The organism is Snodgrassella gandavensis (genome assembly GCF_914768025.1).
In the GTDB taxonomy this organism is placed as follows: domain Bacteria; phylum Pseudomonadota; class Gammaproteobacteria; order Burkholderiales; family Neisseriaceae; genus Snodgrassella; species Snodgrassella gandavensis.
Window position 1 is genome coordinate 73,396 of the sequence record NZ_CAJZCE010000010.1, and the last position, 16,784, is coordinate 90,179.

A 16,784-nucleotide genomic window follows, 5' to 3' on the forward strand; every position below is an offset into this window, starting at 1 on the left:
AAAAATACATGCCCTTTATATTTAGCTTATATTCTGAATTTACTCTTACAGTAACCAATGCTTAAATGCTTATCCAATAATGACATAATCAGCAGAATAAATACTGCCCATTAATATCTTCTCCATACATAGCCAAAAAGTTGTAGGTTGTAGCTATTAACGAATAATGCCAATATACCAATACAATGGCAGATAATCCCATATCCACCAAACAACCCCAGATAATCATGCAACTTGACCGTGCTCTCCAGCATAAAATCCTTACCGAACTAACCGATTGTTTTCCCAATCCCTCATCACAGGATTTTTTTGATCAGCTTATAGCACAACATAGCCAAGACCATGTTTTGGGCAACCTCCTCTATCTGGACGGACACGGATTGATCAAATTAAAAACAGATCAGGGACTCAATCATAAAGAAGTACTTTGGACTCTTATCGAACCCACAGTACAGACTTTTGATTTTCTGGCAAATGATGGTGACTTATCCGCCATCCTCAATAACGGAAGCGCAAAACCGGATAATCATGCCGGTACTGACCAAGCAAATAAATTTAATCAAATATGAGAAACATAGCAGGTACAATTGAATTGTTTTTAGGCCGCAGAATGGTTAAAATAAATTTAATTTAGTAAATCATCGATTCTGAATTATTATTGGCTGGCTAATAATCCCGATTTCCACAGAAGTGCAGAAAAAAGTAATAGGGTGATTATCTTGAATAAAAACACCGCAGCTTATACATTCTCGCTTAAAGAGCGAATCTATCTTTTTTTTTCATCATTTTATTGCCACTTATCAGCATTCGCCTAAGCTTTCACTTCTATCCCTCGCCACAACAGCTTGAGAGCATCAATCAGGAAATCATTGAGCTTTCATTACAGCGGCAAGCATTGCTACAGCAGCCTGAAACCCATAATAATCACTGCCAGCGTTGTGAAATCAAAAATAAGATTAAACAGCATAATTTCACTCTTACGTATGCCAAACCACTCGCCATGGGTGGCATACTTAGCGGCGGCGTGTGTATCTTTACCGGGGTGATTGCTTTATTCCTCATTCAACGCTTGGGCAGAAAAGCAGGTAAATCTGGAAAACAGTTGTGCACCAATTTTACCAGTGCCTCACACATTATGCGCATTATTCTACTGATATTGCCCATCAGCCTTTTTCTGTCTTTTTCATGCAGTCTTTTTATACTCACCGATGGTGTCATACTGCTTAAGTTAGCCATTGGCCTGATTGCCGTGGCAGGATTATGCTTTTCCACTTGGACAATTTATAACAAACCGGATGTCACAGAAGAAGCCAGCGTAAACGGCATACTTATCACACCAGAAACCAATCCCAAGCTATGGAAACTGGTTAGGCAAATCGCTCAGAAGCTTGAATTAAACGTTATGCCAGACAATATAGTATTTTACATAGGACATGGCTTTAAAATAAGTAATCAAACAATTTATCTGTATCCGCGCCAAACCATATTGACTGGAAATACCTTATATCTCGATAGTACTTATATCAATTATTTAACCTTAGCCGAGTTAAGCAGCATAATAGCGCATGAATTGAGCCATATTGCCAGCAATGATCTGAGCCTACCTAAAAACTTTTATCGTCAGATTGACAGATTAACCGAAGCAATTACTTCTTTTTCCCGATCCCGTTTATTTTATCCGGCATACCTGTTATCCAAACATTTTTACTGTTCATTCAACCGAGCAATACGGCAATGGAATTGTTCCAGAGAATATAGAGCAGATTCAAATGCTTTAAAAATCATCCCCAAAGAGTACCTTGCCTTAGCGTTAAGTAAAATACATCTTCTGCAAGTGCCCATCAATCAGGCACTGGACAATTATTACCATAACGCACATACAACCCATCTGCCTTTAGATTATGTTACTCACTATGTAGCACAGTCAGAAATACCATCACTTAGCAAACTGCTAAAAAAGCAACCTTCTGTTTACGACACCCACCCGACTTTAGCTCAACGGCTATCTGCCATTAAATATCGCGAACTAAATCGCCTGTGTGGTTTGCTCATCAGCATCAGCCCCACCTCACTGCTAACAGAGCTGTTCAGTCATGAAGCAAACGCACTGCAAGCAAATTACCAAAAAAATATACAGAAGATAGCAAAAACCAATATTAACTATCTAAAAAAACACATTAATAATCATCAGCAAACCGTTACCATAAAACAGGGTGGGATTATCAGATTATTGCTGCGATCCTTACTGGCAAGCCTGTTTATCTTAATAACATACGCCTTTTTAATAGCTGATGAAAAACACGATTCTGAATGGCTAATAACCGTCATTATCCTTTCAATAATCAGTATTTTATGTTTACGCAGATGCTACAAAATGTATCAATGTATTGGTTCGCCACTGCTTACCATCACACCGCAAGGATTAGTCCTCCCCTGCTTCGAAAAAGCCATCCCTTGGGAGCAGATAATCCATTATCAGATAAATGAAGCTATATACAAAAAACTAGATATTTATCTCAGTCCTGCATTTAACCCGGGCACATTTAAATCCGGCGGAGCAAAAATAAAATACAACAGACAAAATAATCATATCCAGATAACTGCCTATGAAATCAAAGGCAAAATAAATTTACCAGACTGCGCCCCTTTAATATCAGACTATATAATAACAGCTACAGCCCGACTAGAACTGCAACTATTTACGCAGAACAAAGAATAATCAATACATCGCAACAGCAGTTAGCAGAAGATTTTTTAGTGCGTATAAAAGTAAATCATACTTGTGAATAAATCTTTATTACAACCTTTTGAAATAGTGCAGCAAAAAGGTGGAAAATTCTCGTCATTAACTCACTGAGGATTTAAACCTAAAAAATAATTGGGGAAGCAAATTGTAATTATATTAAAAGAAGCTGAAATTGGTATTCTGGTTAAGACTCTTTGTCGAAAAAATGGCAGGGATAACTAAAATTTTTATAAATGACAAAAAATATAATAGTATGAAAATTAAGGATGGCAAAGGCTTGAAGAAATTAGAGGCAAAAAAATCGTAGATTTAAACTGATGTTTGTTAAGTCTAGTTTAAAACCTTAACTTCAGGAAGAAGTTATAAAAGCTCTAGCATATAAAGGTGCGTAAAACTTGGGTACAGAAATGTAGGCAAGTTATCCTGTCACAATTGTCATGATTTGCTCTATGGTTAATCAGCAAGTCCAAGTTTTCGCTCTAATCTAATTGCCTAGGTAGATAGCTATAGCCTATGCGTTTTAGCAGTTGTACAAAGTGAATATTGCAAATCTAAAGATTAAACCTTTATATTGATTTATAGATATAAATCAATATACTTGACGTAATTTTTTCTTCACTAGAAAATTCATTAAATCCACTTTTTCCGACCAATTTACAAACCAGTAAGATGACTCCATTTCATCTGTAATTTGTTCTGCATTAGCTTTAAAGCCAATTTTTTTCATAACATCCTTTACCCACTTAGTACGCACTTTACGTGAAATATATGGACAACTGAGAGTATCTAAGAGCAAGTGAATTTTTTCACTATTTGATTCCAGATCATTCATTTCAGATAATTTTTCTTGAATATATTTTATTATTATCCCTCGTAAATTATCATATTCAGTATTATTTTTAATATAATACAAAATGGATATTATTGAAAAATAATCATTATAATTATCCTGCCAGAAAATTTCTTTTATCATACTTTCTGGTAGCTGATATTGATTACCCAATTTTCTTACAGCTAACATAATATTCAGTAGTTCCAGATAAACTACCTTACCATGTGCAATATACGACCGTTTCGATTTAGATAAAAATAACTGGCAGGTAAGATGATATATCTGATTTTCTATTGCCTCTTTAAACGACGGAATATACGCTGCTACAGAATCAATCATATGAATAATAATCTTACTTAATGTGTATGAAGAATTTACCGTAGGAGCTACACCATATAGGAAAAATGCAGCCTCACTAATAAAACTCATTGCATTATAATAATTCTTATCGATATCCCGTTTATCATCACGTTTAGATTGGTGGCTAGTATCCGAATATTTACCACACTCAGCTTTCTCCGGTTCTCGATGTATTTTTGTTAATTTATACAGCCATCCCTCAAGCACAGAGATAATATACGATGCTATATCATCATATTTCATCTTGTTTTGGATGCAAAGACTTTTAATAGCGGCAATAAAAGATACTAGAAATTTTTCAGGGTATATTATTTTGGCCAGAACTTTTCCCCCATCATTATCTTTCTCCACCAATTTATCAAAATAGGTGTCCAGAATTTTTTTGGCCTCATGAATTAATCTGGTTTTTGTACTGACAAACGGACGTTGACTAACAGTCGTTTTTGCTTCATTAACCTGCAAATTAAATTTCGACAATATATATACATATTCTGTATATATTTGTTTGGTTTCTTCTTCTGTGCGTGCAAAAATAAACACATCATCCACATAGCGCCTGAAAGTATAATCTCGATCAAAGCTTAAATTTTCTTTCCTTAGATTATTGATTACCGTAACATCAATTTCCTGAAAAATTATTTCTGCAAAAATACGGCTTACTTCAGGACCAATAACTATACCTTTTGTTTCATTATCATTTCCAGAACGCAACACACTATCAAATTTATCTCCAAAATTATATTTGTTTAGATTACTCTTTATAAATTCCTTACTTTTAGTAGCCCAGCCTATGGAATGAGTATAAATACTATCAAAACATTTTGAAACATCAAGAGTCATTTGTACTGGAAATTTTCTTTCCAATGTAAAATATTCTTTTGAATTATAAAATTTATATATCCGCGTATAACCATGATAAGCAAAATAAGACAGCATATGTTTAGTATAGATGTCATCATCAAGTAGAGTTACTTTTTGCGTTTTAGTTCGATACTTATTTTCTCGTGGATTATTAATGTAAAATCTACTAGCTACAGCTTTAGGACTTCTTAATGAAGCAGGACTTAGAGTACAAAAATAAATAATTAACTGATCGTATTTTTGATAAAATTTCTTTATCTGGTTCTGACTATAAGGATGCAGTAATGCTAAACGGCGAAATTCAAGCTCATTTTTTCTAATCTGGTAAAAAAAAGGTTTAGTCGTTTTTCTTTCTTTTAATATATATTCATTTAATAATTTTTTTTTAAAACTATCTTTTTTCTCACAATTATTTACTGCAAGTTTGAGTTGCTTATATAAGCCTTCATTTGAAAAAATAATTGGAGTTTCATAAGGTAATGTTTCAGTTAACAATACTCTATCGTAATTACCTTTTTTAATAAAAAAATTTTCCTTAGCCATTGTGTCTCAGTGCTCCCAACATTTTTTTATTTCAGCAAGCCGTTTTGGATCAAATTTAATAAAAGTCTTTTTTTTATGACCTTGTACAAAACTGTACTTAATCAGATTATTCTTTATTTCTTGTTTCAACAAAGGCGATATTAATTTTGTTAATCTGGATTTATTACTCAAAAGCATGGCTTGTAATAGCTTATCCAGCTTCTTTAAATTACCTTGTTCAACTTGTTCTTCTGAAATTTCAGGATAATTAAAATAAATTCCAGCCAGTACTTCAGTACTACCATAATTTTTTGTGATTTTATAATTACAGGTTAAAAATTTAATTCTGTCTTCTAATAATTTACAATCTTTGTTTCTATAAAAATCATAAAATGCACGAATAATTTTAAATTGATATTTACTGCATTTTTTATCAGCCATATCAACAATAATTTTTCTGTTACCTTCTTCTAATTCTTCACATATTATGTATTTATATCCTAAATACTCAAAAGGATTATTTTTAGTTTGCACCACTGTACTTTTCTGTGTTTTCCCTTTGTTTTTAAATGAATTATCGTTGCCTTTATTTTTTAAAATATCTACAATTTTAGTTTTTTGCTCATTGAATTTTAGCCCCATCGGTAATAATTTTTCAATATTACCTTTAAACTCATTAGTATTTTCCGTTTTTGATATGATAATTATGATATCATCAACGTAGCGTGCATAAAAAAAACAATTGGATAGATTCCTGATTGCAGCATCAAAATTTTGCATCAAAATTTCTGTGATGACAGAGCTAATGGCCAATCCTCGCGGACATCCACTCCCTTTAAGAGATTTATAACGGCCAAACAAGTCTTTTACTAATCTTCTAGTTTGAGGACTTAATCTAATATCATTATATATTGTTTTCTCAATAACCTCCGAGTGAAAAGATTCAAAAAATTGCTTTATATCCAAACGGTAAACCATATAAGGAACACATTCAGCAAGAATCAGTTTTAATCTTTGTACTATTGCAGCTCTGCTTACAGTCTGAATATTAAATACTTGTTTCAGATTGAGAATAATTTTACGCTCAATTATCTTAGCTTCAAGGCTATTTAACTGATATACAGTATTATTTTTCAGTGAAAAAGAACTTATAGAATCTTCATCAAATAAAGACTTATTTTCAATGCGTTCTAAGGCCATTTTAACGGCATTGCACGTATTTGTATCCTGCTGATTATTAACACTTTCTTTTGGAAAGAATTTTCTTAGAATCTGACTCAATGTTATTTCAGAAAAAGCCTGCTTCTCCATATCTTTTCTCGCCCAATAAACAAATTATCCATTGTCTTGCTCATATTCACATATTTATATATGAATTAAGTATATTAATACAATTCTAAGATTAGATTAATCAGCGTTGGCTGATGTCATTAATTTTAAATAAATTAATTGTTTAGTTCAACTATATTGAATTATCACTTTGGACAGCGATACATTATTTGACTTACACACTACAGTATTAATAGATAAGCGACGTTACTTATCACTAAATGCTTTTATTCAGTCCCATTTGCCAGAAATCAGCCTCTAATCGCGTTGCCTTGGTAAAAATTTTTGCCAACTGCTCAAAACGCTGCGAATCAATATTGGCCAACCGCTGATTAATCCAGTTAATCTCTGTTTGCATGGCTGCATGAAATTCATCACCTGTATACATCTCAATCCAGCTCTGATAAGGATTATTATGTGCCAGATACCATGATTGTTCCAGAATCCAGCGCGCAAGCATACCATAGCCAATCAGGCAGGGCGCCAGTGCGATATGCAAATCCAGCAAATCACCTTGCTGTCCGGCATCAAGCATATAACGCGTATAAGCGATATTGGCCTTAGCTTCCGGCAGATTATCAAGCTCCTGTTTGCTTATGCCCCATTGCTTGCAGTACTGAATATGTAAATCCAGTTCAATCTCAACGATAGCTTTAAGCCCGGCTAAAGCCTGCCGTATTTCAAAAATATCATGGCTTTTATAAACCGCAAGCCCCCATGCACGTGCAAACTGAATCAAAAAAAGATAATCCTGTTTTAAATAATGCTGAAAGCAGGATTTATCTAACGTGCCCTTGCCCAATTGCTGTACAAAATCATGCTGGATATAGCGATTCCAGTCATCCTGACAAAACTCAATAAGCGATTGAAATGACGGCATGAGCGCTCCATTAATAATTAATATATCAAGAGGTAAAATAAAATAGTCTTACCAATAAAAAAGCTTATTTTATATTCCCTGCATCTGTATTAACCAAATCAGATTCAGCAGGTGTAATCTTAGCCAGATATTGAGATAACAAATCAATTATTGAGGATTCAGATTAAGCCTGATCAAACTATATTTAATCATTATAATCCCTTTCAACATAATTTTGTTTGAAAGTTATTAGCTTAAGGTTTTTTCATACATTTAGGCACTATCCATAGTGCTTGTGTCTTTTTCTTAGCACATCTTATATGTCTTTACAAAATATTTTAGTATATTCTAAATAAAATATACTTTCTTATTAAAATACAGACACAAGATGAATCAAGTATGGTAAAGTTAGGGCTATAAGGAGGTGTTGTTGTTACTTTTGAGTATCTTTTCTCAAAAGTAACCTTTCCTGAACGGCGGATCTCAATTAGCTATAGTTATCCCAAACTCTGATGAGGATATAGCGATATATCCACACACTACTATACATCTCCTTATTTTTCACCTTAAAAATTATTACATTATTTGCATATTATTAAAACCAAAAAATACCTGTAAAAAACCATTCACCTTAATACCAAAGTTAAAAAGTAGAACATATTAGCGTATAGCTGAATAATTAATACCGTTAATAATGTGGCGGAATTTCACTTGCCGGATTAAATGGTTCGCCACCGCTATCTGCTCTGTCTGGCAGGCGCTGGTAAAGCAGGCGCAGTTGTGCCTGTTGTAAATCTAAGGTTTGTTGCAGCCGGGCTATGGTATCGCTCAGGCTTTGGATGGTTTCTTCCTGCAATGCGCTTTGTATTTCCAGCTCTTCGATGCGGTGCTGTAATTCCATATGTGCTTCATGCATGTTGTTTTCCATAGTGCGGCTATTTAGTCGGTAAATCTGATCTGCGTTTTATTATCTATAATGAAAAAAACCTGAGCAATAAACTGCTCAGGTTTTTCAAACCAGTATGAAACAATTATTTCAGTTTGGTTTCTTTGTACAATACATGTTTACGCACTACTGGATCGAATTTTTTGATTTCGAATTTGCCAGACATGGTGCGTTTGTTTTTGGTAGTGGTGTAGAAATGGCCAGTACCAGCAGATGATTCCAGTTTGATTTTGTCGCGCATTGCTCTATCCTTAAATCACTATATGATTAAGCTTCACCGCGAGCGCGCAGGTCGGCCAATACTACTTCAATACCTAATTTGTCGATGGTGCGCAGAGCGGCGTTAGAAACGCGCAGACGAACCCAACGGTTTTCACTTTCAACCCAGAAACGACGTGATTGCAGGTTAGGCAAGAAACGGCGTTTGGTTTTGTTGTTGGCGTGTGACACGTTGTTGCCACTCATCGGGCGCTTACCGGTCACTTTACATACACGTGCCATGGTTAACTCCAAACTTCTAATAATTTTGTAAAACGCGATTTATACCATGAAAAGCGGAATCTATTCAAGGGTTAAATCATTTTGTATAGCACGAGCAGGTAAAAATGTTGCTGTTAAATCAGGCATTGGCTGCTATAGCCTTGTCCGTGCACTGTCTGACTGATACGTTCAGATGGTAGCCAGTGCTATATTTTCAGCCACTGCTCGCGCTGCTAAAAGGATAGCTGGAACAATGCAGCCAGCCATCCTGACTGAGGTCACAATTACTGCACCGTTGTCGTTGTGGTGGTTACGGTTGTGTTTGCAGCAGGTGCTACTGTTTGCTGTTTCAGCCCACCACCCAATGCTTTATAGATATCAGCACGGTTTTCCAGCAGGGTTTGCTGGGTACGGAGCAATGCCTGCTGAGCAGCGTAGCTGTCGCGCTCGGCGTCTAGCTGTTCCAGTGAGCTGGCGATGCCGTGTTTATAACGCAGCTGGGTGAGCCTGTAACGGTTGGTTTGTGCCTGCTCGCCACGCAGTTTCGCTTCATACTGCTTTTTAAGCGAATCACGTGCTACCAGTGCATCAGCCACATCACGGAAAGCAGCCTGTACTGTTTGCTCATACTGTGCCACGGCGATATTTTTACGCGCAGTAGCCAAATCCAGATTACCTTTGTTTTGTCCCCAAGTGAAAATAGGCAGGGTGATCTGTGGTGTGAAGCTCCATGTGCGGTTTGGACCATTGAATAGATGGCCAATATCGTTGCTGCCAGAACCAATGCCGCCAATCAGGCTGATGCGCGGGAAAAATGCTGCCCGTGCAGCGCCAATATTGGCATTGGCAGATTTAAGCGCAAATTCGGCTGCACGCACATCCGGCCGCTGATACAGAATGGTAGACGGTAAGCCTACTGGCAGTTCTGCATTAACAAACTGCCGGCTTAATGGCGCTGCTGCGGGCAGGTCATCTGGCAGTGGTTTGCCTACCAGCAAGGTTAAGGCATTATGCGCCTGATCACGCGCCTGTTTAGCTGCTGCATAATCTGCACGGGCAGTTTCGATTTGCGCTTCGGCTACATCTACTTCTACCTGTGAAATCACGCCCGCTTTGAATTGCAGGTCAGTGAGGCGTTTGCTTTCTTCACGTGACATGAGTACGTGGCTGGATAAATCCATTTGTGCCCGTGCAATGCGTTCATTAAAGTAGGCTTTGGCCACGCTGGCTATCAGGCTAATCTGGGTGGAATCGCGCACCTGTTTCTGCTGGAAATACTGATTCAGGGCTGCATCAGACAGGCTTTTTACTCGCCCGAACAAATCCAGCTCGAATGCGGTAACGCCCAGACCAACATTATATGATTCGGCAATATAGCTGGTTTGCTGGCCAGTAGCATCACGCATGGCGCTTAAATCCTGCGCGACACGGGAACGGCCACCATTACCAGTAGCGCCCAGCGCCGGCAAACGGTCGGCACGCTGGATAACATATTGTGCACGTACCGCTTCTACGTTTAAGGCGGCCACACGTAAATCACGGTTATTGGTCAAGGCCAGACTGATAATCTGTTTCAAACGTTCATCAGCAAAGTAATCCTGCCAGCCCAGATTGGCCGCTGCCACGGCATCTGCCTGCTGGTCGCTGACGGCTGCACGGGGAAAGGTTTCTGCCATTTCTACTTGCGGCTGGTGGTAGCGCGGTGCCATTGAGCAGGCAGACATTACCCCGGCAATTAATGCAGCCAGCAGGGTAGGTTTTACTATGTGTTTCATGCTTTATCCTCTTTGTCTGTCTGGTCGGCTGGCTGTACGGTGGCACTGCCATCACTGTTTACAGTAATCGGCAGGTTTTTGCCATTGTCAGGCGTATTACTATCTTTGTCGTTCTTTTTTCTGCTGAACAGGCTACGTACAGTTGAATAGAACACGGGCACAAAGAATAAGGCCAGACAGGTGCCTACTAACATCCCCCACAATACGCTGGTACCAATTGCGCGCTGACTGGCAGAAGAAGCACCACTGGCGAAATACAACGGTACTACGCCCATGATGAAGGCGATAGAGGTCATCAGAATCGGGCGGAAACGCAGGTGAGCAGCAGCCAGTGCAGCTTCCAGCGGGGATTTACCCTGTTCTTGCAGTTCTTTGGCAAATTCCACAATCAGAATGGCGTTTTTGGCACTCAAGCCAATTACGGTAATCAGCCCCACCTGAAAATAGACGTCGTTTTCCATGCCACGCAGCCATGTACCCAATACCACGCCAAGCAAACCCAGCGGTACGACCAGCATGACAGACAATGGGATTGTCCAGCTTTCGTACAGTGCGGCCAGACAGAGGAATACTGCCAGCAGGGAGAACATATAGAGGACGGTAGACTGGTTACCGGCGTCTTTTTCCTCTTTGGACAGGCCTGTCCATTCATAACCAAAGCCATCCGGCAGTTTGCTGGCCATTTTTTCCATTTCGGCCATGGCATCCCCAGTACTGTAACCCGGAGCGGCATTACCGGTAATAGACATGGCGGTATAGCCGTTATAGCGAACAGTTTGCGCCGGACCGGTGATCCAGTGGGTTTTCATGATGCCGGACAGGGGTACGGATTGTCCCTGTGCATTGTTAACTGTGAGTTTGCTCAGGTCTTCCGTTGTCATGCGAGAGGCAACATCAGCCTGCACGATCACACGCTGCATACGCCCTTTGTTCGGAAAATCGTTTACGTAGTTGGAACCCAGCGCAGTACTCAATACAGTGGTGATATCACTGAATGATACACCTTGTGCATTGGCGGCATCACGGTCGATATCAATCTGCAATTGTGGTTCGTCTTCCATGCCATCCGGGCGTACCTGTGTCAGCACTTTGCTTTCACGTGCCATACCCAGTAGCTGGTTACGTGCTGCCAGTAATGCTTCATGGCCTTTACCACCACGATCCTGCAGACGGAAGCTGAAGCCGGTACTGGTACCCAGTTCAGGAATGGATGGTGGTACCAGTGCAAAGATATAACCATCACGAACCGAACCCATCATGGCGCCGGTAATGCGTTTGGCCAGTGAATTGGCACTGTGTTCTGCGCCGTCACGTTCAGACCAGTCTTTCAGTACCAGAAAGCTCAAACCTACGTTTTGCCCCTGACCGGTCATACTGAAGCCCAATATTGATACCATGTTTTTCACTTCAGGCTGATGGAGGGTGAAATCTTCCATCTTCCTGAATGTCTCCAAGGTACGATGCTGGGTAGCGCCCGGTGGTAACTGAACCAAACCGATAGAATAACCCTGATCTTCTTCCGGCAGGAATGAAGTCGGCAGACGTCCCATTACAAACAGTGCACAGCCAGTAATAATGACGTAGATGATAAACATGCGCACACTGCGATGCAGTACATAGGCGACTTTGGATTCGTATTTTTTGGTACCACTGTTAAATTTGCGGTTAAACCAGCCATAGAAGCCCTTTTTCTCGGCCTCGTGTTCGGCAATCGGCTTGAGCAAAGTGGCGCACAGAGCCGGTGTCAAAGACAGTGCCAGAAAAGCAGAGAAGAAGATGGCCACTGACATAACGATGGAGAACTGGCGGTAAATATTACCGGTAGAACCAGAGAAAAACGCCATCGGGATAAATACGGTAATCAGTACCACGGTAATACCTACCACGGCACCGGAAATCTGTCCCATGGCTTTTTCGGTAGCCGGTTTGGGCAGTAAATGCTCTTCCGCCATAATACGCTCAACGTTTTCCACCACCACGATGGCATCATCGACCACAATACCGATTACCAGCACCATGGCAAACATGGTCAGTACGTTAATCGACAGGCCGGCAAAATACATGATGGAAAAGGCACCCAGCAAGGCAATCGGCACCACAATGGTCGGAATCAGGGTGTAGCGGATGTTTTGCAGGAACAGCAGCATTACCAGGAATACAAGTACGATGGCCTCTACCAGTGTATGTACCACTTTTTCAATGGAAATACTCACGAAAGTAGAGCTGTCGTACGGTGCAGACCAGCTCATGCCAGCCGGGAAATATTTCTGCAAATCAGCCAGTTTGGCCTTAACTGCATTGGCTGTTGCCAGTGCATTACCTTTGGAGGTTAGCTGAATACCGGCACCTACCACGTCTTTACCATTCAGACGCGCACCAGTAGAGTAATCCTGTTTACCCAGCTCTACCCGGGCAACGTCTTTCAGGCGTACCAGTGAACCATCGGTATTGGCTTTGACAATAATATTTTCAAACTGTTCAACTGTTTTTAGCTGGCCGGGAACGACAATGGTCGCTGTAGTCTGAATATTGTCAGGAGAAGGCAAGGCACCCAGACTGCCGGCAGAAATCTGCTGGTTCTGTGCAGCTACCGCAGCATTAACTGCTGCCGGTGTCAGATTGACACTGCGCAATTTGTCTGAATCCAGCCAGATACGTATGGCACGTTCGGAACCGAACACCATTACGTTACCGACACCATCAATACGCTGCAATTCCGGCTGAATGTTACGTGCCACGTAATCTGCCATGTCTGCCGGTGTCAGATTGGGATTATCGCTGGTATACATGGTTACCATCAGGAAGTTACTGCGTGATTTGGCAATCTGTACACCAGTCTGTTTCACCATAGCTGGCAAACGTGGCTCTGCCCGTGACAGGGCATTCTGCACATTCATCTGGGCGATATCGTCATCGGTACCCGGATAGAAAGTTAAGGTTAATGTACCTGTACCATTGGACAGCGATTTGGCCTCCATATAGTCCAGATTTTCCAGACCATTCATCTCACGTTCAATACGCGACAATACGGTATCTTCAATAGTCTGGGCATCGGCACCCGGATAGGCAATGGTCAGGGTAATAGAGGGCGGTGCTACGGTTGGATATTGAGCAACAGGTAGCTTGGTAATACACACTATACCGGCAATGATGATGAACAGCGCCACCACCCATGCAAAAATCGGTCGGTTAATAAAAAATCGTGACATATTACGTATTCCTTACTTGGCCTGAGAGGCAGATGCCGCAGAGGCCTTGGGTGCAGAAGCTGCCTGAGCAGGAGCTCCTGCCGGTGCACTGGCTGATGCCGGTTTCCACGGCTGAGTCTGAACTTTCTTCGCACCGGTTAACTGCACCAGTGCCAGACCATCCATCGCCACTTTGTCACCAGCGCGCAAGCCACCGCTGATTACCCAGTCTGTGCCCTTTTGCTGTACAACAGTTACCGGACGAATAGCCAGACTGCCATCGGCATTAACCACAGTCACGGTATCACCACTGGCACCACGGGTTACTGCCTGCTGCGGCAATACGATGGCATTCTGAATTTCAGCTTGCGGAATTTCTACCCGTACAAACTGGCCGGGCAATAGCATATCATTATCATTTGGAATTTCGGCACGCACTTTAACTTCGCCAGTGCCCTCATCCACTGTCATGTCGGTAAACAGCAGACGGCCTTTTTGTGGGTATTCGCTGCCATCATCCAGCTTGATGGCCACTTCGACGGCGCCATTGATGGTTTTCATTCTGCCCGCAGCAATATCCTGACGGATTTTCATTGCCTGTGCGGCAGTCTGGTTCAGGTCAACATATAAGGTATGGGTTTGCTGAATCAAAGCCAGCTTAGTAACATCATTCTGGCCAACCAGTGCACCTTCGGTAACCAATGCCTTACCAATACGTCCTGAAATCGGGGCACGTACATAGGCATAGCCTACATTAATCTGTGCCGATTTAATCGCAGCCTGTGCACTGTCAATTTGTGCATGTGCCAGACGCTGTTGTGCAATCGCCTGATCAAATTCCTGTTTGCTGATGGCATTGGCGGCTACCAGCGGACGATAGCGGACAACGTCGGCATCAGCTTTGGCTGCATTGGCCTGTGCGGTTGCTAAACTGGCACGGGCAGATTGCAGGGAAGCCAGATAAGGCGCATTGTCAATCTGGAACAGTGGCTGCCCTTCTTTAACATAGGTGCCCTCTGTAAATAAGCGTTTCAACAAGATACCAGCAACACGGGCACGTACTTCTGACTCGCGAATCGGTTTTAAACGGCCGGTCAGCTCGGTATCTACAGTTACTGTTTCCGGATGTACAGTCAGCACGCTGACCATTGGCGCTTGTGGCGCTGGTGCATTGTCTTTTTTGCCACAGGCAGCTAATGCCAGCGCACTAGCAAGTACTATCGCACTAATGCGCCATTTATCTGCTCTTCGACTCGTTCCCATACTCACCTCAATATGTGCATATATAATTAAAAATTAAATGAATTTGTACTCTGTTGCGCTAAAAAATATGACACAAATAGCGCCGATGTCGACACCTCGAACGGCCGGAACAGAAATATCAGGCAGTCTGCAATGCGACAACAGACGATAAAATAAAAATAGCTTTACGCTGCGCATTATACATGCAACAATGTATGTATACCAGATGTAATAAATTTAATACTTTAGTTATTTTAATCAAAATAATCTATGCCAATATGGATTAAGCACAGATTTGCCTAAATTTAATTTACAGATTAACGGAAATTTATTATGCGCAAGACCAAAGAGGAATCCCTGCAAACTAAAGAGGCTCTCATGGCTGCGGCACTGGATATATTTTATCGGCGCGGTGTAAGCCGTGCTTCATTGCAGGAGATTGCCAGCGCAGCCGGTGTGACCCGTGGTGCTTTATACTGGCATTTTAAAAATAAAGAAGACCTGTTTGATGCGTTATTCCAACAAGTTTTCAGCAAACTGAGCGAGCAGCTACAACATGATATCGACACCAGCTCTCCAAATGCATTAAACAATCTGATGCAGGCGTTAAAACAGATGTTTCAGCGCATGGCTACTGACCATAATTACCGTAAATTCTGCTATATATTGCATCTGAATTGTGAGCACACTACAGACAACAGTGCCATAGTTGCGTTGTTGCAAAAATACCAAAATTTATGGTGGCAGAACTTGTGTGCTGTTTTTCAGGTGTGCAGCCAGCAACATATTCTGCCAGCCAACATCAATATTCAGCAGGCTGCCTTGTACTTTCAGGCACTGTTCATAGGGCTGACCAACTTATGGCTAACTGATCCGCATAATATAGATATTACAAGCATAGCCCCCAATTTTATTAATATTGCGCTTGAGTCACTGCAACATAACCCGAATCTGCGCCAATGACTTGCCGGCAAACATGACAATTTAAAGCACAAATGCCACACTGCCAGACAGGAATAATTATGGCGATTGCCTGTACTGTCTGGCCTAACTGATAACTGCTGGCAGTTAATTAATCATCATCACGTACTCGTAATAACATCACCGGAATATCCGACTGGCGCAAAACACCCTCCGCTACCGATCCCATTAGAATATGCATAAAGCCACTAAAACCATGGGTACCCATCACCAGTAAATCTACATTATGTTCGGTGGCTTCCTGAATCAGCATATCGGCCACCTTATCACCGGCGCTTTCCACCACCTCAATCTCATACTGCAAGCCAGATTCTGTAAGCAGTTTTTCTGCCTGCTCCAAACCTTTCTTGCCAGCAGCATTCACTGCCTTGCGTACGTCTTCAGAAGGCAGTGCTCCTATCCCACCCCAGCTAAATTGCGCCAGATCCACAACATTAACCACACGCAAGACAGCATTACACAATCTGGCCAGCATGATTGCTTCCTGCAACGCTCGCATAGCGGCTGCACTTTCATCTACCGGTACCATAATTTTGTGATACATCGTTATACTCCCTGCTCAACAAACCATGATCTAATAAACTGAAAAACAGCAATATAACCAGAAAAATACCAGCAAAGCTTAGCACAAATTTGTCTGGTGCAAACACCAGCCAGCCACAG

At 41.0% G+C, this 16,784-nt stretch carries 13 protein-coding genes; 3 read left to right on the forward strand and 10 right to left on the reverse strand.

The genetic code is table 11. The annotated features are described in order from the left end of the window. Positions 1 to 227 precede the first annotated feature (227 nt). Both MJ764_RS08275 and MJ764_RS08280 read left to right on the forward strand, forming a co-directional pair. Positions 228 to 569: a hypothetical protein gene (locus tag MJ764_RS08275; protein ID WP_239326094.1), complete on the forward strand. Its 342-nt coding sequence runs from the start codon at positions 228 to 230 to the stop codon at positions 567 to 569. Between the two features lie 221 nt (positions 570 to 790). Next, on the forward strand, positions 791 to 2,719 hold the full coding sequence (locus tag MJ764_RS08280; RefSeq protein WP_239326095.1) for a M48 family metallopeptidase: 1,929 nt from the start codon (positions 791 to 793) through the stop codon (positions 2,717 to 2,719). Between the two features lie 616 nt (positions 2,720 to 3,335). Here the strand turns inward: MJ764_RS08280 and drt3b are convergent. The 9 genes from drt3b to MJ764_RS08325 form a co-directional block, all read right to left on the reverse strand. Then, a complete protein-coding gene (gene drt3b, locus MJ764_RS08285) occupies positions 3,336 to 5,342 on the reverse strand; it encodes an antiviral reverse transcriptase Drt3b (RefSeq protein ID WP_239326096.1) in 2,007 nt (668 codons plus the stop codon). A 6-nt stretch (positions 5,343 to 5,348) separates the two neighbouring features. Continuing rightward, positions 5,349 to 6,632: an antiviral reverse transcriptase Drt3a gene (drt3a, locus tag MJ764_RS08290; protein WP_239326097.1), complete on the reverse strand. Its 1,284-nt coding sequence runs from the start codon at positions 6,630 to 6,632 to the stop codon at positions 5,349 to 5,351. Positions 6,633 to 6,867: 235 nt separating this feature from the next. Further along, positions 6,868 to 7,530, reverse strand: coding sequence for a thiaminase II (gene tenA / locus MJ764_RS08295; protein ID WP_100149374.1), 663 nt, complete (start codon positions 7,528 to 7,530; stop codon positions 6,868 to 6,870). Positions 7,531 to 8,197: 667 nt separating this feature from the next. Next, entirely contained in the window at positions 8,198 to 8,425 is a 228-nt protein-coding gene (locus MJ764_RS08300; protein WP_239326098.1) for a SlyX family protein, read from the reverse strand. 115 nt (positions 8,426 to 8,540) lie between these two features. Beyond that, a complete protein-coding gene (rpmG, locus tag MJ764_RS08305; protein WP_025329834.1) occupies positions 8,541 to 8,696 on the reverse strand; it encodes a 50S ribosomal protein L33 in 156 nt (51 codons plus the stop codon). Positions 8,697 to 8,722: 26 nt separating this feature from the next. Beyond that, positions 8,723 to 8,956, reverse strand: coding sequence for a 50S ribosomal protein L28 (gene rpmB, locus MJ764_RS08310; protein WP_037406798.1), 234 nt, complete (start codon positions 8,954 to 8,956; stop codon positions 8,723 to 8,725). A 263-nt stretch (positions 8,957 to 9,219) separates the two neighbouring features. Beyond that, the gene (locus MJ764_RS08315; RefSeq protein WP_239326099.1) at positions 9,220 to 10,710 is read right to left on the reverse strand and encodes an efflux transporter outer membrane subunit; all 1,491 of its coding nucleotides are present in this window, start codon (positions 10,708 to 10,710) and stop codon (positions 9,220 to 9,222) included. Beyond that, a complete protein-coding gene (locus tag MJ764_RS08320) occupies positions 10,707 to 13,919 on the reverse strand; it encodes an efflux RND transporter permease subunit (RefSeq protein ID WP_239326100.1) in 3,213 nt (1,070 codons plus the stop codon). The genes MJ764_RS08315 and MJ764_RS08320 overlap by 4 nt, the downstream gene beginning before the upstream one ends. A gap of 12 nt (positions 13,920 to 13,931) precedes the next feature. Further along, positions 13,932 to 15,161, reverse strand: a complete 1,230-nt coding sequence (locus tag MJ764_RS08325; protein WP_239326101.1) for an efflux RND transporter periplasmic adaptor subunit — start codon at positions 15,159 to 15,161, stop codon at positions 13,932 to 13,934. A 312-nt stretch (positions 15,162 to 15,473) separates the two neighbouring features. On the opposite strand from MJ764_RS08325, the gene MJ764_RS08330 reads away from it, so the two are divergent. Then, complete coding sequence (locus MJ764_RS08330) at positions 15,474 to 16,103, forward strand: TetR family transcriptional regulator (protein ID WP_239326102.1); 630 nt, start codon at positions 15,474 to 15,476, stop codon at positions 16,101 to 16,103. A gap of 109 nt (positions 16,104 to 16,212) precedes the next feature. On the opposite strand, the gene MJ764_RS08335 is transcribed toward MJ764_RS08330, so the two are convergent. Continuing rightward, entirely contained in the window at positions 16,213 to 16,665 is a 453-nt protein-coding gene (locus MJ764_RS08335; protein ID WP_239326103.1) for a universal stress protein, read from the reverse strand. Between the last annotated feature and the right edge of the window lie 119 nt (positions 16,666 to 16,784).